The sequence below is a fragment of the Finegoldia sp. P2-F-LR genome, from assembly GCF_052932265.1.
The window spans coordinates 35,311-56,243 of record NZ_JBRFJF010000002.1; the positions used below are offsets into that span (position 1 = coordinate 35,311).

At 31.4% G+C, this 20,933-nt stretch carries 22 protein-coding genes and 2 pseudogenes; 1 reads left to right on the forward strand and 23 read right to left on the reverse strand.

Annotated features, from left to right (window positions below):
- Window positions 1-271: 271 nt before the first annotated feature.
- A complete protein-coding gene (locus ACU68W_RS01365; protein ID WP_446755980.1) occupies window positions 272-1,279 on the forward strand; it encodes a potassium channel family protein in 1,008 nt (335 codons plus the stop codon).
- 182 nt (window positions 1,280-1,461) lie between these two features.
- Here ACU68W_RS01365 and ACU68W_RS01370 read toward each other — a convergent pair whose 3' ends face one another.
- From ACU68W_RS01370 to ACU68W_RS01480, 23 genes and pseudogenes are all read right to left on the reverse strand, one after another.
- A complete protein-coding gene (locus ACU68W_RS01370) occupies window positions 1,462-2,085 on the reverse strand; it encodes a nitroreductase family protein (protein WP_306479231.1) in 624 nt (207 codons plus the stop codon).
- A 17-nt stretch (window positions 2,086-2,102) separates the two neighbouring features.
- Window positions 2,103-2,519 (reverse strand): MarR family winged helix-turn-helix transcriptional regulator, encoded by a 417-nt coding sequence (locus ACU68W_RS01375; protein ID WP_278735982.1) that lies wholly within the window; start codon window positions 2,517-2,519, stop codon window positions 2,103-2,105.
- 9 nt (window positions 2,520-2,528) lie between these two features.
- Entirely contained in the window at window positions 2,529-3,521 is a 993-nt protein-coding gene (locus tag ACU68W_RS01380) for an NADH:flavin oxidoreductase (RefSeq protein WP_094223779.1), read from the reverse strand.
- 183 nt (window positions 3,522-3,704) lie between these two features.
- Entirely contained in the window at window positions 3,705-4,184 is a 480-nt protein-coding gene (locus ACU68W_RS01385) for an NADH-quinone oxidoreductase subunit NuoE family protein (RefSeq protein ID WP_094223780.1), read from the reverse strand.
- Between the two features lie 4 nt (window positions 4,185-4,188).
- Window positions 4,189-5,163 (reverse strand): annotated as a pseudogene (locus tag ACU68W_RS01390) (aromatic acid exporter family protein).
- Between the two features lie 107 nt (window positions 5,164-5,270).
- Window positions 5,271-5,504 (reverse strand): hypothetical protein, encoded by a 234-nt coding sequence (locus ACU68W_RS01395; RefSeq protein WP_094223781.1) that lies wholly within the window; start codon window positions 5,502-5,504, stop codon window positions 5,271-5,273.
- 156 nt (window positions 5,505-5,660) lie between these two features.
- A complete protein-coding gene (locus ACU68W_RS01400) occupies window positions 5,661-5,954 on the reverse strand; it encodes a hypothetical protein (RefSeq protein WP_306479478.1) in 294 nt (97 codons plus the stop codon).
- Between the two features lie 485 nt (window positions 5,955-6,439).
- Window positions 6,440-6,853: an arsenate reductase ArsC gene (locus ACU68W_RS01405; protein WP_094223783.1), complete on the reverse strand. Its 414-nt coding sequence runs from the start codon at window positions 6,851-6,853 to the stop codon at window positions 6,440-6,442.
- Between the two features lie 17 nt (window positions 6,854-6,870).
- Window positions 6,871-7,170 carry an ArsR/SmtB family transcription factor gene (locus ACU68W_RS01410; protein WP_306479479.1) on the reverse strand — a complete coding sequence of 100 codons (300 nt, stop codon included), beginning with the start codon at window positions 7,168-7,170 and terminating at the stop codon, window positions 6,871-6,873.
- Between the two features lie 278 nt (window positions 7,171-7,448).
- A pseudogene (locus ACU68W_RS01415) lies at window positions 7,449-7,751 on the reverse strand (transposase); the annotation flags it as partial.
- A gap of 48 nt (window positions 7,752-7,799) precedes the next feature.
- The gene (locus ACU68W_RS01420) at window positions 7,800-8,186 is read right to left on the reverse strand and encodes an IS3 family transposase (protein WP_158521256.1); all 387 of its coding nucleotides are present in this window, start codon (window positions 8,184-8,186) and stop codon (window positions 7,800-7,802) included.
- Between the two features lie 183 nt (window positions 8,187-8,369).
- Window positions 8,370-8,876, reverse strand: coding sequence for a transposase (locus ACU68W_RS01425; protein WP_446755981.1), 507 nt, complete (start codon window positions 8,874-8,876; stop codon window positions 8,370-8,372).
- A gap of 79 nt (window positions 8,877-8,955) precedes the next feature.
- A complete protein-coding gene (locus tag ACU68W_RS01430) occupies window positions 8,956-11,082 on the reverse strand; it encodes a catalase (protein WP_446755982.1) in 2,127 nt (708 codons plus the stop codon).
- Window positions 11,083-11,566: 484 nt separating this feature from the next.
- The gene (locus tag ACU68W_RS01435) at window positions 11,567-12,085 is read right to left on the reverse strand and encodes a methyltransferase family protein (protein ID WP_446755983.1); all 519 of its coding nucleotides are present in this window, start codon (window positions 12,083-12,085) and stop codon (window positions 11,567-11,569) included.
- A 13-nt stretch (window positions 12,086-12,098) separates the two neighbouring features.
- On the reverse strand, window positions 12,099-13,037 hold the full coding sequence (locus tag ACU68W_RS01440) for an alpha/beta hydrolase (protein WP_446755984.1): 939 nt from the start codon (window positions 13,035-13,037) through the stop codon (window positions 12,099-12,101).
- Window positions 13,038-13,105: 68 nt separating this feature from the next.
- Complete coding sequence (locus tag ACU68W_RS01445) at window positions 13,106-13,732, reverse strand: L-2-amino-thiazoline-4-carboxylic acid hydrolase (protein WP_446755985.1); 627 nt, start codon at window positions 13,730-13,732, stop codon at window positions 13,106-13,108.
- A gap of 27 nt (window positions 13,733-13,759) precedes the next feature.
- Window positions 13,760-14,368, reverse strand: coding sequence for a class I SAM-dependent methyltransferase (locus ACU68W_RS01450; RefSeq protein WP_446755986.1), 609 nt, complete (start codon window positions 14,366-14,368; stop codon window positions 13,760-13,762).
- 212 nt (window positions 14,369-14,580) lie between these two features.
- Entirely contained in the window at window positions 14,581-15,330 is a 750-nt protein-coding gene (locus tag ACU68W_RS01455; RefSeq protein WP_446755987.1) for a nucleoside phosphorylase, read from the reverse strand.
- A gap of 122 nt (window positions 15,331-15,452) precedes the next feature.
- Complete coding sequence (gene abc-f, locus ACU68W_RS01460; RefSeq protein ID WP_446755988.1) at window positions 15,453-17,060, reverse strand: ribosomal protection-like ABC-F family protein; 1,608 nt, start codon at window positions 17,058-17,060, stop codon at window positions 15,453-15,455.
- Between the two features lie 403 nt (window positions 17,061-17,463).
- Complete coding sequence (locus tag ACU68W_RS01465) at window positions 17,464-18,078, reverse strand: hypothetical protein (protein ID WP_446755989.1); 615 nt, start codon at window positions 18,076-18,078, stop codon at window positions 17,464-17,466.
- Between the two features lie 210 nt (window positions 18,079-18,288).
- Entirely contained in the window at window positions 18,289-19,653 is a 1,365-nt protein-coding gene (locus ACU68W_RS01470; RefSeq protein ID WP_446755990.1) for an ABC transporter ATP-binding protein, read from the reverse strand.
- A complete protein-coding gene (locus ACU68W_RS01475; RefSeq protein ID WP_012291058.1) occupies window positions 19,641-20,336 on the reverse strand; it encodes an energy-coupling factor transporter transmembrane component T family protein in 696 nt (231 codons plus the stop codon). The genes ACU68W_RS01470 and ACU68W_RS01475 overlap by 13 nt, the downstream gene beginning before the upstream one ends.
- Entirely contained in the window at window positions 20,336-20,920 is a 585-nt protein-coding gene (locus tag ACU68W_RS01480) for an MptD family putative ECF transporter S component (protein WP_012291059.1), read from the reverse strand. Before ACU68W_RS01480 ends, ACU68W_RS01475 begins: the two co-directional genes overlap by 1 nt.
- Window positions 20,921-20,933 lie beyond the last annotated feature (13 nt).

Consider the following 20,933-nt stretch of genomic DNA (forward strand, 5'->3'; position numbering starts at 1 on the left):
AATAACGCTCATTATTTTGCCCCCACTAAAATAATTTACAATATATTATATCACAGCTGCCCATAATTTGCACCATCAAAATATAAAAAAATAACAAACAATTTCATACTCTACATTGCTATATCATTGTCTATCCGAAATACCAGAAAATTTATTTTGTTTTCACAACACTTTTTTTAAATTCTAGGATTTTTAGGTTGTTTCAATTAATCTAAAATTAATAGTTTTTTGTTGTGAATTATATTATAATTGAAGAAACGAGGTGTGACTTATGGAAGAAAAAAGGAAGCTTAAATTTATTTTATATGCATTTGCACTTTTATTAATCGTAGGTGTTGTTGGCTACATGTTTTTGTTAAAAGTCGATTTTATAGATGCATTATACATGACGGTTATAACCATCTCAACTGTTGGTTTCGGAGAGATTGGCACGACAAGTAGTTGGTCCGAGCTTTTCTCGATAATTATGATATTTTTAGGTGTTGGCATCGCCGGATACGCATTTACTACGGTTGTAGCTATGTTTGTAGAAGTAAAAGTTAAAGATTTTTGGAAGGGAAGTAAAATGGAAAAGAAAATAGCCTCACTCGACGATCACTACATTATTTGCGGTTCTGGTGAATTGGCAGAAGTAATTATAAATAAATTTATCGATCAAAATTTGAATTTTGTTGTTATTACGGACAAACGTGAAGACCTTGATGATTACAGTCATCACGATATTTTAGTTGTGGAAGGCATGTCAACTGAAGAAGAAGTTTTGGAACATGCAGGAATAGACAGAGCAAAAGGTCTTGTATCGACGTTAGATTCCGAAGTAGACAATATCGTTACTGTGTTAACTGCAAGAAATCTCAACAAAAACATCTACATAATAGCCAATGCTATTACTAAATCGGAAAGCGAAAAGTTAATGAAAGTAGGCGCCAACAAAACTTTGTCTGCCGTAGAAATCAGCGGCAAAAGAATGGCTTATTCGATGACCAAACCAAATATTATTTCGTTTTTAGATGTGGTTACAAGAATTGGCGATGTGGAGCTTGATTTGGAAGAGGTTGTTGTTAAAAGCGGATCATATCTTGAAAACAAAAATTTAATTGAAGCTCAAATTCCAAATAAAACAGGTCTGATTGTACTTGCAATTAAAACAATTGAAGATAATAAAATGATTTTCAACCCACCAGTTAACTACACTTTCCGAATTGGAGATGTATTGATTGTCCTCGGCAGAGAAGATCAAGTGGACAAATTAAAACATTTGGGCGATGAAACAAAATAAGGCTATGCAAATTGCTAGCCTTATTTTGTTACAAACTATCTATTATAATTTTGGACATTTCCATAAAATTATCCGTAAATATATTTTACCGTAGTTTTGTTCAAATACATTCTTGGTTTTGATGAATTTTAATGCTCATTGTTTTTTAATATATTTAATTAACCAATCACTCAATTTATAATTTACTCAAATTTTGCAATATCTTTAATATCTAACCTTACTGATTCATGGTGTTCATAATTTGATTTACCAATTGCGATTATAATCACAGGAGCGTATCTTTCAGGGTCAAGTCCGAAAGCTTGTGCAAGTTGGTCTTCTTCAAAACCACCGATAGCATTTGTGTCATAGCCGTGAGCTCTTGCAACTAGCATTAGTTGCATAGCCATCAAACTTGAGTCAATTTTAACTACATCATTCATCTTGGATTGTGAGAAATTTTTATAGGCAGGTAACACAAGATCCATCATTTGTTTCTTGACATCTTCTGTCATGTAACCTTTTTCAACTGCTTTGTTGTAGATTTCTTCGGTTTTTTCGTAACATTTCATATCGCCAAATATCAAAATCATCGCAGAAGAAGTATCGTTTTGTCTAACATTAAATCTAATAAGTGGGCGAAGCTTATCCTTTGCTTCATCAGATTCAACAACCACAAATCTCCATGGTTGAAGATTCACTGACGATGGTGCAAGTGTTGCTTCTTCTAAAATTTGTATCATTTCTTCTCTGTCAATTTTTTTGTTTACATTAAATTCTTTTACAGAATGTCTGTTAAATACAACATCTTCAAAATTATTATTCATTAAATACCCCCTAGTTTTTATTGCAGCTTTTCTTCAATAGATTCCAAAATCTGCATTAATTCTTCAATCTCTCTTTTTGAAATAGACACTGCAACATTGCAAGGATTATCCTTGTGCTTTTGCTTACAAATTTTAAGTTCAGATTTCGCATAGTCAGTAAGTGTCACTATGATTTCTCTTGCATTTTCAGCATTTCTATCTCTTGTAACAAATCCTTCTTTTTCCAAAATTTTGAGTTGACGAGTAATCGCCGCAGGATCAATTCCAATATGTTCTGCAATTTCCGTTTGAAGGCTTTGTTGCTTCTCATCCAGATATATCAAAATTTCGTATCTGGTTAATGAAAATCCCGTACTATTTTCAAATTCTTTTGTAAGATTTTGCTCCACACATCTAAGTTTGTGCAAAGCATTACTAAATTGCTTAAGTTCCATATTTTCCCTTTACATAATTGGTTTGATTTGTTCATTCATCCAATTGGAATCCTTGAACACTGATCTTCCAACTCCTACCAAATCGCATACTCCACGATTCAATATGTCCTCTACATCATCACCTGTTTTTACTCCTCCAGTCAAAATTACTGGCACATCTACATTTTCAAAAATTGGCTTTGCTAAAAAATCGAAGAATCCTGCTCTTTTATCATCGATTGAGAACATACACATTCCACCAGAAATATCCAACACATCTGCACCGGCTTTTACGAATTCTACAGCTGCGTGAATACTGTCTTCTGTCGATAATCCTCCATCCAAATAATCTCCTGCTCCTATTCTTATAAAAATTGGATACTCATTTCCTACTTTTTCTCTGATTTTTCTTATAATTTCCAAATGGATTTTGATTCTTCCATCAATATCTCCACCGTATTCATCAGTTCTTTTATTAGTAATTGGCGACAAAAATTGATTCAACAAATATCCATGTGCTGAATGGATTTCCACTCCATCAAATCCAGCTTCTTTTGATCTTACTGCCGCATCTACAAATTTATCGATAATTTGTTCTATTTCTTCAGCAGAAAGTTCTCTTGGAAGCTCTGCTGTCGATTTCGATGGATTTTTAATAGCTGATGGTGCTACAGGTTGTTGTCCGATAACTTCTTCATTAGTAGAACTACCAGCGTGAGAAATCTGTAATACGACAGATGAACCATTGGCTTTAACTAGATTTGCAAGTTTTTTCATTCCATCAATTGTAGAATCGTCTGCTATGGATGTTTGGTTTTTGCTGGCTTTTCCCAAAACATCCACAAAACTATGTTCGATAATTACAGTTGAAAATAATTTGTTTTCGGTCTTTTCTTCATAATAGTTCAGGATTTCATCTTTAATATGACCATTTTCATCAGCCTTAGCTGTCGCCATAGGTGGCATTATGACTCTATTTTTAAAATTAATATTTTTCGATTTCAATCCTTGTGATAATTTCATGTTAACCTCCATTAAGTTGATATGTCAATATTTAATACGTCAATTATTGATATGTCAATTATAATTCTAATAGTATACTTTGTCAAACCCTCTTGATAAGGATATCTCTAAATTCATAGAATTTTTATAATCAAATTAAAAATAAGCCAATGTTCAATCCAAGGCTTATTTGTAACAAAAATTTTATTTGATTTTTCCCAGAACTTCTTTTGTTTTATCCGAATTCATGTGATGATAGAATTTGCCATTAATCATAATATTGGGGCCATCCTTACATTTCTTGAAACAGTTTTGCGTTCTGAGTCGAATTTTTCCATCAGCAGATGTTTCATTAAAATCCATTCCAAGCTCTTTTTTCACCATCTTCAACACTTCCATCGAGCCGTTCTTCGCACATCTAGGTCCCGAACAGCACACAACCTCGTATTCAACCTTTGATTCTTTGATAGATGGAATGAATTTTATAATCGTCTTGATGTATTTCTCATCAATATCAAAAGCGTCTGCTATTTGTTTTTGGTGACTAATCGAAACACAACCAAAAAAATCCTGGCAATTTCTAATAGAAACCTTCGCTCCCTCTTGGCTACCCTTGCCAAAACTCTCCACAGCTTCCTCTAGCTTTTCCTTGAAAATCAGCTCCTCATTCTTTCCTTCACACATATAATCACCTTCTACCTTTTTCCTTATTAAGTTTATTATTAATATATATACTTATATCCACAAATTGATCCAGACTTCTGAACGCTTGAAAAATTGCAGAACGAATAGCAAAATCTTCGTGACTTTCCGGCAATTTCATCATATTGAAATGATTTTTTAGAAAATCAATTCTATTTTTTACTTTCGTGATTTCTTCACCATTTCTCAAATTTTCAGAAGTTTCAATTAAAATATCCGAAATGTATTTTCCATCTGAGTATTCAGCAGGAATTGTCTTCAAATCATGATACATCTCTTCTAATAAATCCATCTCCCTATCTCTCAAACGCAAATTGTCCAGTATATCTCTGCTATTTTCAATTAAATTATCATTTTCAATTATCGCAATTTCAATCGCCTTATCGATGTCTTCATCAAGTTTTGAAATCTTGTCTTTGTATAATTTCACATCTAAATGTGTTATCAGAGATTGTCCGAACAAATTCAAAATGAACGTCATATCTTCGTCAATATTATCGATTAACTTGTTTAATCTATCTTGGCTTGTAGGAGCGTAGAAATTGGTTAGCATTGCAAATCATGTCCCTATAAACACTAGTGCCATTTCATTCAAAATAATAGCTGAGTCAATTCTTCCGAACGCCAATAAATGTGTCACAATTACACTTGAAGGTCCCAACCCCAGCTCTATCGTTAACAAAAAAGACACAGGCACAAATAAAAGCAAATACAATCCGAAAACCCAAGTTTTGTATCCTAATTTTTCAAATAAAAATCCTCCAATCAAAAGAGCGATTATTGCGGACAAAGTCCTCTTCAAGCCACCTTCTATCGTAGCTTTTCTAGTATCAAACACATTTAATATCGCAATAATTCCCGCCGCAGCTGCAAACTCAAGAGATAACTCTTGCGAGACAATTATCGCCAAAAGTGAAGCCAAAGCCGTTTTAATCGTTCTAGATACTATCGATTTTTTCATAATAAACTCCTATATACTTTCGTTGTATTATTTATACCCAATTTGTGTTTCAAATGGTAATTTTAGCCACAATAAAAGCACCTACAAATGTAGATGCTTCGTGAACTTTATTTATCTAATAATTTTTCGATATTTTCATTGAGTTTGTTCAACTGCTTAATTATAATAACATTTTGCTTAACTAAAGCTGAAAAATAACTCTTAGTCATGACTTCTGAAGCTTGAAATATCTCTTCCGCGCTTTTTCTGTCCAAATCTTCTAGATTGTATTCTTTTATAAATTGTTGCAACTTTTCGACGTGTTTTTCTTCTGGTGTTTTGTTTTGTCCAAATAAAGCCATAAATTACCTCCATTAATCTGTTGTTATAAGAAATATCAAGTCTACGGTCAACATTATATCTCAATTAGTTATTTTTTCAAAATTCATATACTATCGAAAACTTGTAACAAACTAAAAATCTTCACCGTATGTACACAGAGAAGATTTTCACATTAATTATTTATTTCTTTTGAAAATCAAAATAAATGGTGCAAAAATAAATGAAAGCATCATTATAGTCTTGGCTGAAATAAATTCAGTTGAAGTTTTCTCAAATGTTGAATCGCTCAATTTCCCCACTGCTGAAGGATATAATACATAGCAAATTATCAAATAAATTGTAGGAATCCAATAATAGCCTTCAAATGGACTGACCTTAAAATATTCTATCATTAAAAAATAATATCCAATAAGAGGGAGTAGTCCTATTATTAGACAAAGAATTGTTTGTGTTATGCTTGGTTTTTTCATGAAGTCCTCCTTCGTCTGTTCAATCTAAACAATGTTAGAACAGTTTGTAATCAGTTTAGTTTTTTTTGACCAAATCTTTGCTTTTAAATTATATTATATTTTCTAGATTTTATCAAATATATAAAATGCTAGGGTGAAAAAAACGTTCAAAACTATTAATCTACTGTAAATTATAAAAAAGAATTATTAAGATATAAGATACATCGAAAATGGTCTAATTAACCAATTAGCAATTCACGTTACAAACAATCCCTTAGGATTTTCCTTGATACTTCTAATGCTCTTAAAATCAATTTTTAACATCATCGGGTAAATCATATCCATAGCAAAATCGTTGTTGGAATTGATACATTGTTTATCTCGTACTTAGATAAAGTATTTGGAATTTGTGGAAGAAATTTCCCAATGAAAACTCCCAGAAACATACAAATCAAAACCCAAAATGTAAGATTTCTCTCAAAAAACCTATTTGTTTTTCTTTCATTTTAATATTTGCCTCTTCTTTCTAACTCTTCAATCAAATTTATTACTTTTTTCTCAATAGTCTTAATTACTGCAATAAATTCGTCATCGTTTTTTCCAGTGGGATCCTCAAGACCCCAATCATCTTTTTTAACAGCGTAAGGTATAACTGGGCAAACGACATTACATCCCATTGTAATTAGATAATCAACTTCAGGAATATCATCTAGAAGTTTTGGTTTTTGAGTCTTTTCCATATCAATTGAATACATTTCTTTGACAAGCCTTACTGCATCCTGATTAATTTGATCCTTTAATTCTGTACCTGCAGAATACACCTCTATAGAATCTCCAGCAAATTTTTTTGTCAGTGCTTCAGCTATTTGACTTCTACAAGAATTGTGTACACAAACAAATGCAACTTTATTCTTCATGATTTTTCCCCTTTATTTTGTTATTTACAGATACAATCTGTTTTGTCAGTGCTTATTTTATCCAGAAAAGATTTTAATTCCTTGAATTTAGACTCGTTTAATCTGTATTTCATCCATAACCCATCCTTTCTCGCAAAAACAAGTCTACTCTTAGTCAACAAATTCATATGATAACTCAAAGTCGATTGCGTTATACTAAGTTTCTCTAAAATCTCACATGCACACATCTCTCCACATGAAAGCATATCAATAATTTTCAAGCGTGTTTCTTCAGAAATAACTTTCAACACATCTGCATAATAAGCATATAATTCTTTCACTTAAATCTCCTTAGTATAAAATAAATTTCTAATATCGATATCTATCAATCTATTTATATTTTAATATTCATATCGATACTTGTCAATATGTAAAACAATTTATCCTTACAGTGAAAAATTTTCGGTTAAATATAATTTCACTTTGTTAAATTGTCAGTAAAATAAAAAAGCACCTACAAATTAAGGTGACCCCAAAAAGTTGGACTTTGTACCAGAGACATTTAAAAATATTTGTCTCTGGTTTTTTTGTCCTATTCTACCCCTAGGGGTAGAAATTTTTATGCTACATTTTTCTTTCTATATTCTACTGGTGATAAATATCCTAGTTTTTCTTTTATCCTTTCTTCATTGTAATATTTTATGAAATCTTCTATTGTTTGTTTTAAGTATTCGTATGAATAGAATTTATTTCCGTAGTATATTTCTTGTTTTAATATTCCAAAGAAGTTTTCCATTGGAGAGTTATCTAAGCAATTTCCTTTTCTTGACATGGATTGAGTGATACCGTTAGAATCTAGTTTTGATGTGTATTGATCTATTTGGTATGCCCAGCCTTGATCTGAGTGAAATATTCTTTTTTCTTTTGTTAGTTATTTCTATGGCTTTGTTTAAGGCTTTTAGGATTGGTTCTAGAGTTGGTTGTTTTGTATTTCACTGTTGTACATATCTAAATATGGATTTAGATAAAGTTTCTTTATTTGGTAGGTCCCTGATTTATCTTTTTCAAAATACTTAAATTCTGTTGTGTCAGTTGTTATTTGTGTATATGGTTTTTCTACTTTAAAGTTTCTTTTTATTTTGTTGTCTGCTACTTTCCCTACTTGTCCTTTGTATGATGAGTATTTTCTTGATTTTCTTGAAAAACTTTTTACTTGAAGTTTTAGATTTTGAACTAATCTTTGTACTTTCTTTTTGTTTATTTTTAGTCCTAATCTTTTTAACATAGCAGTTATTCTTCTGTATCCATAGTTTGGATTTTCTTTTCTAATTTTGAGTATTTTGTTTTCTATTTCCATATCTTTATTTGGTCTATTTATGCGTTTTTGCCAATACATATATGTTGATTTTGGAAGATTGAAGTATTTTAACAAGTCTTTTAATTTGCATTTATTTCTTAAAATCCCGATTGTTTCAGTAATTGTCTTATTTCTGCATCTGTCATTTGAGACAATTCTATCTTTTTTTTATTGCATCATTTTCTAATTGAAGCCAATAGTTTTTTCTTCTAATTTCTTTATTTTTTCTTTTAATTGTGTTTCTGTTAATGAATTATCTCCTAAATTAGTTAAGTTTTCTGATGAATCTATTTTGATATCTTTTGATTTCTTTGGGGATTTTGGCATTTTTGAAGATCTTCCTCTCTTTTTGGGTTTTAGTCCTTCTATGCCTTTTTCTCTAAAGTCGTTTACCCATCTTGCTATCATTGAAGGATTATTTATCTTTAATTCATTTGCTAGGCTTTGATAGGACATTTCTCCTGTTAAGTACAAGTTTACTACATTTAACTTAAATTCCAAAGTGTATTGTGTATTTTCTCTTTTTACTTTTAGTCCTTCATAGCCTTGTCTTTGGTATGAACTAACCCATCTTCTAACTATGTCATGGTGAGAAATACTATATTTTTCTGCTAATTTTTTTAAGCTTATATTCCCTTTTAAATATTCTTTTACTATTTTTACTTTGAATTCTGTACTATATTTTGCCATTAAAAAACTGACCTCCTTTAGTTAGTTTTTTGGTCTAACTTTTGGGGGTCAGTTCAAAAAATCAAGCCCTTTTTTCTATCTATATTGAACCGTCTCTATCCCAGAATCTTTGTTGAGTCAAGTTTTCAATAAAGTCATCTATTTTCTTCAAATCCTTACTTACAATGACACCTGAAGCTTTTTCTTGATCCTTGTCTAAGATTCCTTCAGAATCACCTATAATCCAAATAGGTTTGTAGTGTTTGAAAGTTTCATCTATAAATTCGCCTATATTTTTGTTGAAGTCTTTGGATGGCTTTTCTGGTACAACCACAATTAGAGCATCTTCTAAAACTGGATGAACTGTTTCATATCTATGAGTAACTTTTTGTCCGTCCTTAGTATCTTGAAGATTTCCTTGGATAATTTCAGCCTTAGCCTTAGAATCTTTAATCTTTTCAACCAAGGATTTAAAGTCAAAGTCGTCGTCATTATCAGAATAAATTCCAACCTTTAAAGTATCTGGCTTAAAGATTGTGTTAGCTTGAGCAAATTCTGGCATTCTTACTTTTTTAGCTTCTTCGCTTGGTTTAACTCCAACAGGGTCGAATCCACGCTCAGCATCTGGCTTATCAGCGCCTACATTTTCAGCTATTTCTTCTGCCATCTTTTGATCTACATTGGCAAACATATCCACTACATTTTGTCTTATTTCTTCTCTTTTAACTTTGGATAATTCAAAAGAGAATGCATTGATAATGTGTTGTTGTTCAACTTCACTTACAGATTTATAAAAAGCTGTAGCTTGACTAAAATGATCTCTAAAACTATCATCTCTTGCTTTTATTGCCACGCCATCAATTTTTTCTTGATAGTGTTCATATCCACCGTCTTCTGGTTTTTCGTAATATGGAGATTGGTCATCAATACTTGATTTATGGTAGGCTACAGGTCCTTTGTTTATCATGTGTTGATGCCATCCATCTCTTTGGTTATTGTGAACTTCAGCTATAGGTCTATTTATTGGAATTTGTGCAAAGTTTGGTCCACCTAATCTTAGAAGTTGTGTATCAGTATATGAGAAAAGTCTACCTTGTAAAAGTGGATCATTAGAAAAGTCGATACCAGGAATAACATTACCTGGGTTAAATGCAACTTGTTCAGTTTCAGCAAAATAATTATCTACATTTCTATTAAAGATCATTTCCCCAATTTTAACCTTAGGAATATCTTCTTCTGGCCAAACTTTAGTAGGATCTAGTATATCGAATGGGAAGTCATGTTCTTTTTCTTCTGGTAGGATTTGTACACAGAAATCCCATACTGGATATGAACCTTCATCAATCGCATCATACAAATCTTTTCTTTGGCTATCTGGATCATTACCTGATACTTTTAATGTTTCATCCCATACTCTTGAGTGAACTCCTAATTGTGGATTCCATTGGTATCTAACAAAACATGCCTTGCCATCCTTATTTATCCATCTAAATGTATGAACAGCAAAACCATCCACCATTCTTAGACTTAAAGGAATAGCCCTATCACTCATTTGCCACATAACCATGTGAGCTGATTCTTGGTTACGAGTTACAAAATCCCAGAAAGTGTCGTGAGCTGACTGAGCTTGAGGAACCTCTGTGTCTGGCTCTGGCTTAACTGAATGGACAAAGTCAGGGAATTTAATAGCGTCTTGGATAATAAATACTGGGACATTATTACCAGCTATATCGTAGTTTCCTTCTTCTGTATAAAATTTTATTGCAAAACCACGTACATCACGAGGAGTATCTGTAGAACCTCTAAATCCTGCTACAGTAGATATTCTCGAAAATAGAGGAGTTTGCTTATTATGACCTGAAAATAGACATGCTTTTGTGTACTCACTCATATCCTTTGTGGATTTAAAAATACCATGAGCACCCACACCACGAGCATGTACAATTCTTTCTGGAATTCTCTCATGGTCAAAGTGCATGATTTTTTCTCTAAAATGAAAATCTTCAAGTAGACTTGGTCCTCTTCTACCAGCCTTAAGTGTAAATTCATCTTCAGCCATCTTAAGACCCTTGTTAGTAGTGAAAGCTTTATTCTTGTTATCAACCTTATTTTTCTCTAGATCTTTAATCTTGTCGTTATCCTTTACAGGATCAACTTTTTCAGATCCATTTGGTGTTAAAGGTGCTTTAATAAATTCGTGCTTGCCATTATCCTTTTTATCTGACATGTTTTCCTCCTATTATGTTCCTTAGATTCTAATATTTCTTACCAATATTTTCTCTGTAATATTACTTATACCCCAAGCTTTCTATAATAAAGCATTAAAGATAAAACAAAAATCTTTTAAGTATAAAGATAGTAGTTGTAAAAGAAAAATCATTTTAAAACTAGGACAAGACTGATATAGGACAGGGCCGATAAATGATGCATGTAATTTTAAATCATTTTGAAGCTTGAAATTCGAACAACACTCTTTTCGTCTAATCGTTCATCTAGCACTTAATTCAAACTGGATAAATACTTTTGAATAATTTATTCCCATGCACGTTACTTTAGTAGATTTTCATTCAAGTATTTGACGGTTTTTCATTCAAGTATTTGACGGTTTTTCATTCAAGTATTTGACGGTTTTCCATTCAAGTGTTTGACGGTTCAGCTTTATATTTTTCTGCATTTACTACCTCTTCCTAAAATTATCCATAAAAAAGCACCTACAACTGTAGATGCTTGTATAGAATTAGTTTTCTTTTAATCCATGGTAATACTCGATTTACTTGTTTTAAATATACTTCATATTCTTCTCCAAATTCATTTTTTAACCATTTTTCTTCTGTATTTTTCATTAGTATTGTTAAAAAAGCCCAAAATACAAATGGAAGTATTAATAAAATATAGTTTGCTGTAAATAAAAGTAGACCTGTGAATATAAATATAAATGCTGAATAAACAGGATTTCTTACTATGCTGTATACTCCTGTTGTTATCAACTTTTTTTCTGTAACTTTTTTATTTATTTTTTGAACTATTACTGCTTGGATCCATAAATATATTCCTAAAAGGATCATGAATATTGCTGCTATGATAAAAAATATTTTGCCTTGGCTTAGTTCTCCTTGATAAATGTATCCATTGAGATGAAGCCATATCCCAGCGATTGTAAGTATTAGACATGTTATTACATATATTGGCCCGACACCGAATATTGGCATTTTAAATTCTTGTGATTTCATTGTCTGTACTAAATTATTGTCCTAACAATTCAATAATTTCATCTTGTGCTTCTCTTCCTTCTTTAAAAAATCTCACCAATGGATAGCAGTGGCACATTCCTTTTCCAACAATAATTTCGTATGGGGCGTTGTATTTTTCCATTGCTTTTTTAAAGGTTTGCGCAAAGGCATAGAGGCATTCATTTTCGCCGTAATAAAAATATGTTTTCGGAAAGTCTGTAAAATCTCCTACAGTTCCATCTAACATATATTCAGGTATGTCTTCATCTCCTTTTGCGATTTCTCTTGCTGTTTTGATATACGTCGGTTCAATCATTACATCCTTGTGGTTAAGTGCATTTAATTTCTCCCAAATTTCTTTGTTTTCATCGACAGTTACATCCGGAATTCCTCCAGGAGAAACTGAAATAATCTTGACTGGCATCGGAAGTGGTCTTCCTATGGCGTTGTTATGCAAAAAAATCCCTAGTGATAGACAAGCTCCTGATGAAAATCCAAGGACGCTGATATTTTCTGCCTTGTAACTTTTGGTCATCAGTCTATAAGCTTCAAATGATACTTCATATGTCTTATCTATCTTTACATTTTCTGAACAAAGAGGATAAAATAAAAACCAAACATCTTTTCCGGTTTGTTCCATTATTCTTTCCGATAATTTAAAATCCAGTTTATTCGGTTGTGTAATCATTCCTCCGCCAAATAGATAAAGAACTGCACCGTCGGCGGGCGTTTGATTTTTTTGATATGAAATCAGTCTGTATCCCATAACATCTCTATCAAAAAGATAATAATTCTTTCTCGTAGCCCTTGCCTTTGCCTTTTCTAAATCAAATACTACTTTTGCATTTTCACCTTTTGCATACTCAAGCATCTCTTCTTTGTTCTTTAAAAACATTTTTTTAACTCCGATAAGTCTTACAATTGTCGATGCAATTTTATAAGTTAAGCTCATTTTATTCTACTCCAATAATAATAAATTAATCACAAACTTTACCAATTTCTTATTCATATAACATTGGTTCATTCTCTATCACCTGTAATAAAATAATCACAACAATCTGCTCCATTTGCTATCGTGCCTTTTCTATGTAAAACACCATGTTGAAGACTTATCATAACCTCATCCAATTCACAGAATAGCGGCATTAATTCATTTACCCCAAGCTTTTTAGTGTATGTACAAATAGGACAACGAGTAATTCTGTAATAACAAGCGCCCTCATATGGTTCTCCCACAAAATCGACCTTAAATGATGTGGGATAGAGCTTTTCTTTTTCTTCTGTATACCATTTATAATACTTAACTATATTTTTCTTATTAGCCTCTTTTCCTCTATTAGTATTTAGATTAGTTAATGAAAAAAACCATTTGACAAAATACAGAGAACGACGCATCATTTCCTGGATGGTCTCTGGTGGAATTTCTTTTTCGCTTGCTAAATATGGCGCAACAAATACAAGAGCGAACATCTCATTGTATGCCATTGGATTATCATCTCCGATATCATCTGCTTCTTCTACTAGTTTTTGATAAATTTTTTTGCTTTTTTTGAGGATATCCCTGGCATACTTTCTTCCATATTTTTCCACCAAAACTTTTTTCATAGGATGTTGAAACTGATAGAAATAAAAACTGTGATATTTCATTTTTATCCTTGCCTTTCTTTATCTTATCTATTTTCGTGCGATAAATACGACTTGTTGTTTTCTATCTAAATGATATTCAAAATTAAATCCCAATTTTCCAAGCATTCTTGTTAAGTCGTCAGGTGTGTATACTTCCATCTCTATCATATCCGCTAATTTTTTTACTTCTCTTCTTTTCATAGATGATACTTCATTGCATATTAAAAATTGTCCGCCCTTTTTAAGCACACGATAAATTTCTTTGAAACATTCTTCTATATTATTCCAAAAATAAATAGTTTCAAACGCTGTGACGATATCTATGGATTCATCTTCAAAAGGAAGGCTTCTTACTTCTCCCAGCGAAATCTCGCATCTTCCAGCCTCAATCGCTTCTTTGTTTATCTCACTTGCCATATTTACACTTGTTTCTGAGTGGTCAATTCCATAAACTTTTTTTGCCTTAGTTAAAAAATATTCTATGTTACGACCCCCGCCACAGCCCAAATCTAAGAGAATATAATCGTTTTCAATATTTATGTAAGACCTTCCCCAACTTGCCAATTTTTCATGTCCTTTATTCATGCTTTTTAACATAAATCTACCGCCAAAATTGTCTTTCGGTTTTCTAAAATTTTCAAAAAAACGCTTAAACATTTCCTCCTCTTGATACTTATTCTCATCTATATTATACCACTTTTTCTCCTTTTGATTTAAGATTTTATGCAAAACAAACTGGTGTAAACGACAGATTACGACTTCCACAACAAATTTCATATTACTTTTTTTTAAATAAAAAACGGCTTTTAAGATTTCTTTTAAATCCTAAAAACCATTTATTTCAATACTAACCTCTAGATTTGTTTATCTTATATTTCTTTTAAAAATTTTAATGCCAAATACAATTTCCCAAGATCATGGTTGGCATTATGGAGTCCTTCGACCTCATAACAGCTCTCATCTAATACATCACCTGCTTCAAGAAAGTTATAAAGTTCAAATCCATAAAAATCACAAGCTGCTTGGACACCTGCAAGCTCCATTTCTACTACTATACATCCTTCTGCCTTTCTCTTTGAAACGAGTCCGCGTGTCTCACGAAGCATAACATCTGTAGTCCAGACTTTTCCCTTAGTGTAGGGAGCTTTTTCCTTGATAAAAAATTCTTCAAGCTTATCATAGTTTTTAATATCAAGATAATCTGAAGGAGCCGCATAGTAATAAGATGCTCCCTCACCTCTATAAGCCTCTGTTGGTATAATGTACTTTCCAAAAGTTTTTTCCTTATCAAGACTGCCACAAGATCCAAACATAATAAATTTATTTGCACCTGTAATCCAATTAACTTCTACACAACCTCCTGAAGCAAGAGCCGAACCCATCATAGTAAGATAAAATACAAATTCTTGACCTTCAAAGCTACTTTTATATACTGATCTTGACCCATTTACAGATCCTATATTTCCAATTTCTTCGCATTCAAAATTATCAAGCAAATATTCTATTATGCTTTTTGAATATATTATCAAACATTTTTCTGCAATATTTTTCTTTTCTCCATAAAAGTCTTTTAGACTGATAAGTGGCTCTGTTTCATTATCAAAACTATCTATTATCATATTATTTCCTCCAAATTCAGATTTTATAATTCTATTGACGAGATTTACACTAATTTCAAGATTTGTTTTATATCGTTGAGATTTTCAGCAAAACAAATTAATAGCCCGATTGATAAAAGATGCTAAAATTTATTTATTTTTTCTTCAATAAGATTATTATACTCTTCTTCTAGTTTTTCTCTTTCCTCTTTGGGTATCTCCATTGCTAGTCTAGAACTTATAGAGGATATTCTAAAATCAAGTAATAAAATATCTCTATCCTTGTTAATTGTTGTCTTCTTATTTCTATTTTTGTATTGTGATAAATTACCTTTAAAATTTTTGATTCTTTTATCTTCTATAATCATAAGTGTATCGGCTATTTTATTTATAAACTCCTCATCATGACTTACAAAAATAAATGGTCTATCATAAGATTTCAGTAGATTTTCTAAACTTTCTATTGCTCTTATATCCAAAAAGTTTGTCGGTTCATCAAATATAAGATAATTAAAATCAGATGTTAAAATTTTAGCCAATTTTACCTTAGCTTTTTCTCCATCGCTCAATACATTTATAATCTTATATACATCGTTAGTCTTAAACCCTAGTCTTGCAAGAACAATTCTTGTCATTGTTTCATCATATATAGACGTATTTGATACATTTTTTAAGATGCTGGAATTTTCTTCTAGAATATCACTCATTTGACTAAAATAACCTATTTTAAGATTTGGATGCACCCATATATTTTCTTTATTAAGAATCATCTTTAAAAGGGTAGTTTTCCCACTTCCGTTTTCTCCAATTAGCGCTATTTTAGAATTGTTGTTTATTTGGAAGTTGGATTTTTCAAACAAAACCTTATTTCCAAATTTTTTATTTATGTTTTCCGCTCTTATCAATATTTTAGAATGAATTCGTTTATTATCTGGAATAGATAGTTGTATCTCTTTTTCTTCTTTAGGTTTTTCTTTTGTATCAAGTTGATTTATCCTAGATTCTACAGCTTTTACTTGTTTGTCTAATTTTTTCTTGTTTTCTTGACCACCCATCTTATGGAGTCTTGCTTCTGAATTCCCCATTCTTTTAGGTGTGGTTCTTACTTTTGATGATTGTGCCTTTATATTTATGGCTAGATTTTCTAATCGTCTTTTTTCTTTTATAAAGTTTGAATACTCTTTATCTTGAAACTTTTGTCTTTTTTCTCTTTCTTCAAGATATAAATTGTAGTCTCCATTATATTCTTCAATTTTTTCATCCTTTAACTCTAGAATCTTTTTACAAGTTCTATTTATGAAATCACGATCATGCGAAATTATAATATATCCTGTTTTTCTTGAATTTAGCTTTTCTATAAGTTCTTCTTTTTGCTTTAAGTCTAAATGGGATGTAGGCTCATCTATTAAAAGAAACTTAAAACTATCTGATAAAATATCTGTTAATTTTAACCTTTGCTCCTCACCCGGACTATAATCGTCATCAATCTTTAACTGAGATTTGGAATAGATTTCATCGGAAAAATTCTTAGCTTGAATATCATAATTTAATAAATATCCTAAATCTCTATCCACTCTTACTTGACCAGTATAGTCTTTATCTAGTCCTAATATTATTCTTAAAATAGTAGTTTTGCCCGTTCCATTGTCACCTATTAAGGCTATCTTATCATTTTCATTTATTGATAAACTATCAATTTCAAATAGCTTTCTATCTGGTAAAGTTTTTATTAAGTTTTGTATATATATCATAAATCCTCCTATGTTTTTTTGAGAGGATTTTTTCCTCTCTTAGTTATTTGTAAGACTATATCTATTGTTCATTTGTCTGTACCTCCTAATACTATTTAATAATTTATACCCATAAAAACAATCAATCCCCTATCATCATAAACAGATTGACTTGTCCATTTCACACCTTATTGCTCACCATAGCAATAACTCCATCTATCTTTTCGGTAGATTTTTCTTTGTCAGCTTTTATTTTTCCAGCGAAATTTGTATATATAAAGATTTGAAACCTTATATTTATACTTGAAGGTCTTCCTCTCTTTTTTGGTTTAAGCCCATCAAGTCCTTGATTTCTAAAATCAGTCCAGAAATTTACTAGTTTATCTTAATATTATTTACTATTTTACCCGAACAATACACTCGTCTATTCACACTCTATACTCATATAATACTCATCGCAAAACTTATCCCACTTAACTGTATAGTCATCATGTGTGAGCAAGGTCAAGTCTTTTACTGTATATATATTTCTTTTTCTTGCTTCATCAAAGAAATAGTCAAATCCACAGAAGGTTTCACTAAGATAGGCGTATACGTACTTGAATCCAAGGCTATATGCAAGGTAGAGGCGTGTGTGTCCATCTAGGGACGCGTATGTGTCTTCGCATATTGTAACTGGGATAATCACGTCTTCTTCTCTATTGACAAAGCTCTTAACTGCCTCTAATTTATCACTATCTATAAAGAACTGTATCGGCTGGATTTTATCTAGATCAAGCTTAAAGACCTCCACGTCTTTGAATTTCTTAATAAGCTTACCACTTTCATCATAAAAATTTGTGATGTGCTCTGCATTAAATCGAAACTCTTCAATGACCTCGTCAAAATATGCTCCTTCTCCTTTTATAAGCGCCTCGGTCTGTGATATGATTTTAATTTCTACAGGCACATCGCCATCTACAATGTAGCAACCGTGCTGATATAGTGCTTCTTGACTGAAGCGATTGTCATCATATGTATTGATTCTATCTATTCTCATTTATTCTCCTTGAATAGTTTTCTTTGAAGTTTTGTATAAATGGCGATTTCTTCACGTTATTACTCCTTATAATCAAAAGACCCGACTTGGTACGCATTGTTAAGAGGCGTATCGGGTACTGTTGCCTATATAATATAGTAATTACCTTGATTTGTCAATTTTTTCAAACCACCATCAAGTTCTATAGGTTTAGCTCACAGGGTCTATCTTTTATATTTCGAAAATCTCATCTGCCACTTCATTTAAAAACTCAATATCATGAGAAACTATAAAAATTATTTTATCCTTATTTCTGTATTTTTTAATCAGTTCAGATATTTTTATCATATTAGAATAATCCATCCCGCTAGTTGGCTCATCATAGTAAATAAAAGTAGAGTCCTTGCACATAACTGACGCTATTGCAAGTCTTTGCTTTTGTCCTCCTGATAAACTCATCGGATGCCTTTCAATAAATTCGTCCAGGCCTAAATCTTTTAAAATGATTTTCGCCTTTTCTTCATCAAAATTTTTTACACCTAGGCTAAGCTCTTTGAATACTTCATCTGTAAATAATTGATGATTTACGTCTTGCATAACAAGTGAAGATTTTTTCAGCCTTTCTTTCTTGGATAGTTTTTCTCCTTTAAAATAAATCCCTTCTTTTGATTTTTTCTCAAGACCTATTAAGCATCTCAAAAGCGTTGACTTTCCTCGTCCATTGGATCCTATTATGCCATAAATTTTACCAAGCTTAAATGAGATGTCTTTTATACTTAAACACTCATCATCAGTAAATTTGTAGCTAAGATTTTTTATCTGATATTCTCCACCTTCTTTTAAATAAGAAACTTCTATTTTGCTTAATTCTTTATCCCTTAAACTTAAAGCGTTCAATTCATTTTTATCAAACTTTAAAAATTCACTCCTTCTATAAATTTTTTTAAGTTTACCTTTATCTATCAAAAATACACGATCAACTATGTCCATCAAATAATAAATTCTATGCTCTGCAACAATTATGCTTATGCCTTTCTCTTTTAATATCTTTAGCATCTTTGCCAAAACACTTATACTTTTTATATCTAAATTTGATGAAGGCTCATCCATAACTATAATCTTTGTGCCTGCTATATAAGAAGCGGCAATGCAAAGAATTTGTTTTTCACCGCCAGATAAATTAAATATATTTCTGTTCAATAGATTTTTTATTGGAAAAACTTCTAGCATCTCATTCAAACGTCTGTCCATCTCTTCTCTTGTAAGCCCTATGTTTTCCAAATAAAATAGCAGCTCTAATGTAGTATTAATGTTAAAGAAATATGTCTTAGGATTTTGAAACACAGTTGAGACAAGCATTGAGATTTGATAAAGCTCCAACTCTTTTATATTCTTGCCATCAATAATTATTTCGCCCTTTGTCTTTGCGTTATCATACCTTACAGCTAGTCCGTTGATAGAATTTATTAAAGATGACTTACCGCTTCCGCTTTTTCCTGTAAATAGCACACACTCTCCCTCGGATATTGATAGTGATATGTCATCCAATATATGCACTTCGCCATAATTAAGACTTAAATTTTTTATTTCAACCATATTAAGCCTCCCACAATAAGTCCAGCAACTGCGAAAACATAAACAAAATCAATTAGCTGTATCTTTACACTGATATATCTAGTCTTGGCGATTGGATTTTCTATTGCCTTTGTTTCTGCCGCTTTTGCAATGTCATCTGCAATGTTTGAAGATATAATAAGTAGTGGCACTGAAACGTATTCAAGATATTTGATTGGATTTTTAAAATTTATCCCCCTTACTCTCATAGCCATTTTGATGTTTTTCTTCTCCTCTTTAAAAGATGGGAAGAACCTAAACATAACCGCAATAGGTATGGAAAGATTTTTTGGAATTTTAAGCTTATCCATTGATGAAATTATTGCACCTACATCAGAGGTCTTTATCATGAAGCTAGCTGCCATAAATGGCAATAAAAACATTCTGAAGATAATAAATAAGCTTAAAAACATCTTAATTATTGGATTTATATTAGATAGCACCATAAAATTAGGTAAAGAATATAATGCTATACATAAAATTATCCATTTAAAAAGTGTTTTTTTGTACCCATTCAAATAAAACAAAATACCAATAAGACAAACAATCGCTAGTTCAAAACGGATGTTTATGCTATGCGCAATAGTTAATCCTGTAAGAAATACTACTAATATCTTACTTATTGGATTGGGATTAAAGGGAGCATTTGAAGAAAAGGTAGGCATTATACAATGCCTGCTTTTTCAAAGTGTTTTTTCAATAGAGCCTTGCCTATATATGCTCCAATTATTCCTCCTAGAAAAGCACCTAAGGCTACTAAGGCCATGTGAGGATATGTTATTAGTTTTTCCATTGCATCAACATAATCTTTTCCCATCATTTCAATAGACATTTCCAAATATTTTTCTTTTGCTAAAAGCATTTGCATTAAAGAGCTACATATCCATGTGCTGAAGATTGCATAAGAAAGCATATTGTATTTAAAGGAATTATAATTACCAATCTTTCTAATTAATTCTGCTATTATCATTACTATAAGCGATAAAACTACAAGGACGTAGGTATGACCACATGCAAACATAACAAGTGGTGATATCATACCGAATATAAATAATGCCCATGGTTTTTGAACCTTAGCCATAAATAACATAACTACCGTTCCTGCAACTATGGCTAAAACTGTTGGGTATACTAAAAACAATATTGGAATCATACCCATCATGCCAACACCAAACATCAAGACGAAATAAATTACGGCAAAAACACCGATACTCACTAAATCTTTTACTTTTAATTTTTTAGTATCCATTTTAATCCTCCTA

Coding starts and splice junctions, on each gene's coding strand:
- ACU68W_RS01465 (WP_446755989.1), bottom strand. CDS start 18,078: ATGAGAATAGATAGAATCAATACATATGATGACAATCGCTTCAGTCAA.
- ACU68W_RS01440 (WP_446755984.1), bottom strand. CDS start 13,037: ATGAGCTTAACTTATAAAATTGCATCGACAATTGTAAGACTTATCGGA.
- ACU68W_RS01400 (WP_306479478.1), bottom strand. CDS start 5,954: ATGAAAAAACCAAGCATAACACAAACAATTCTTTGTCTAATAATAGGA.
- ACU68W_RS01450 (WP_446755986.1), bottom strand. CDS start 14,368: ATGTTTAAGCGTTTTTTTGAAAATTTTAGAAAACCGAAAGACAATTTT.
- ACU68W_RS01475 (WP_012291058.1), bottom strand. CDS start 20,336: ATGCCTACCTTTTCTTCAAATGCTCCCTTTAATCCCAATCCAATAAGT.
- abc-f (WP_446755988.1), bottom strand. CDS start 17,060: ATGATATATATACAAAACTTAATAAAAACTTTACCAGATAGAAAGCTA.
- ACU68W_RS01445 (WP_446755985.1), bottom strand. CDS start 13,732: ATGAAATATCACAGTTTTTATTTCTATCAGTTTCAACATCCTATGAAA.
- ACU68W_RS01480 (WP_012291059.1), bottom strand. CDS start 20,920: ATGGATACTAAAAAATTAAAAGTAAAAGATTTAGTGAGTATCGGTGTT.
- ACU68W_RS01395 (WP_094223781.1), bottom strand. CDS start 5,504: ATGGCTTTATTTGGACAAAACAAAACACCAGAAGAAAAACACGTCGAA.
- ACU68W_RS01435 (WP_446755983.1), bottom strand. CDS start 12,085: ATGAAATCACAAGAATTTAAAATGCCAATATTCGGTGTCGGGCCAATA.
- ACU68W_RS01420 (WP_158521256.1), bottom strand. CDS start 8,186: ATGGAAATAGAAAACAAAATACTCAAAATTAGAAAAGAAAATCCAAAC.
- ACU68W_RS01470 (WP_446755990.1), bottom strand. CDS start 19,653: ATGGTTGAAATAAAAAATTTAAGTCTTAATTATGGCGAAGTGCATATA.
- ACU68W_RS01385 (WP_094223780.1), bottom strand. CDS start 4,184: ATGTGTGAAGGAAAGAATGAGGAGCTGATTTTCAAGGAAAAGCTAGAG.
- ACU68W_RS01455 (WP_446755987.1), bottom strand. CDS start 15,330: ATGATAATAGATAGTTTTGATAATGAAACAGAGCCACTTATCAGTCTA.
- ACU68W_RS01365 (WP_446755980.1), top strand. CDS start 272: ATGGAAGAAAAAAGGAAGCTTAAATTTATTTTATATGCATTTGCACTT.
- ACU68W_RS01370 (WP_306479231.1), bottom strand. CDS start 2,085: ATGAATAATAATTTTGAAGATGTTGTATTTAACAGACATTCTGTAAAA.
- ACU68W_RS01430 (WP_446755982.1), bottom strand. CDS start 11,082: ATGTCAGATAAAAAGGATAATGGCAAGCACGAATTTATTAAAGCACCT.
- ACU68W_RS01375 (WP_278735982.1), bottom strand. CDS start 2,519: ATGGAACTTAAGCAATTTAGTAATGCTTTGCACAAACTTAGATGTGTG.
- ACU68W_RS01380 (WP_094223779.1), bottom strand. CDS start 3,521: ATGAAATTATCACAAGGATTGAAATCGAAAAATATTAATTTTAAAAAT.
- ACU68W_RS01425 (WP_446755981.1), bottom strand. CDS start 8,876: ATGGCAAAATATAGTACAGAATTCAAAGTAAAAATAGTAAAAGAATAT.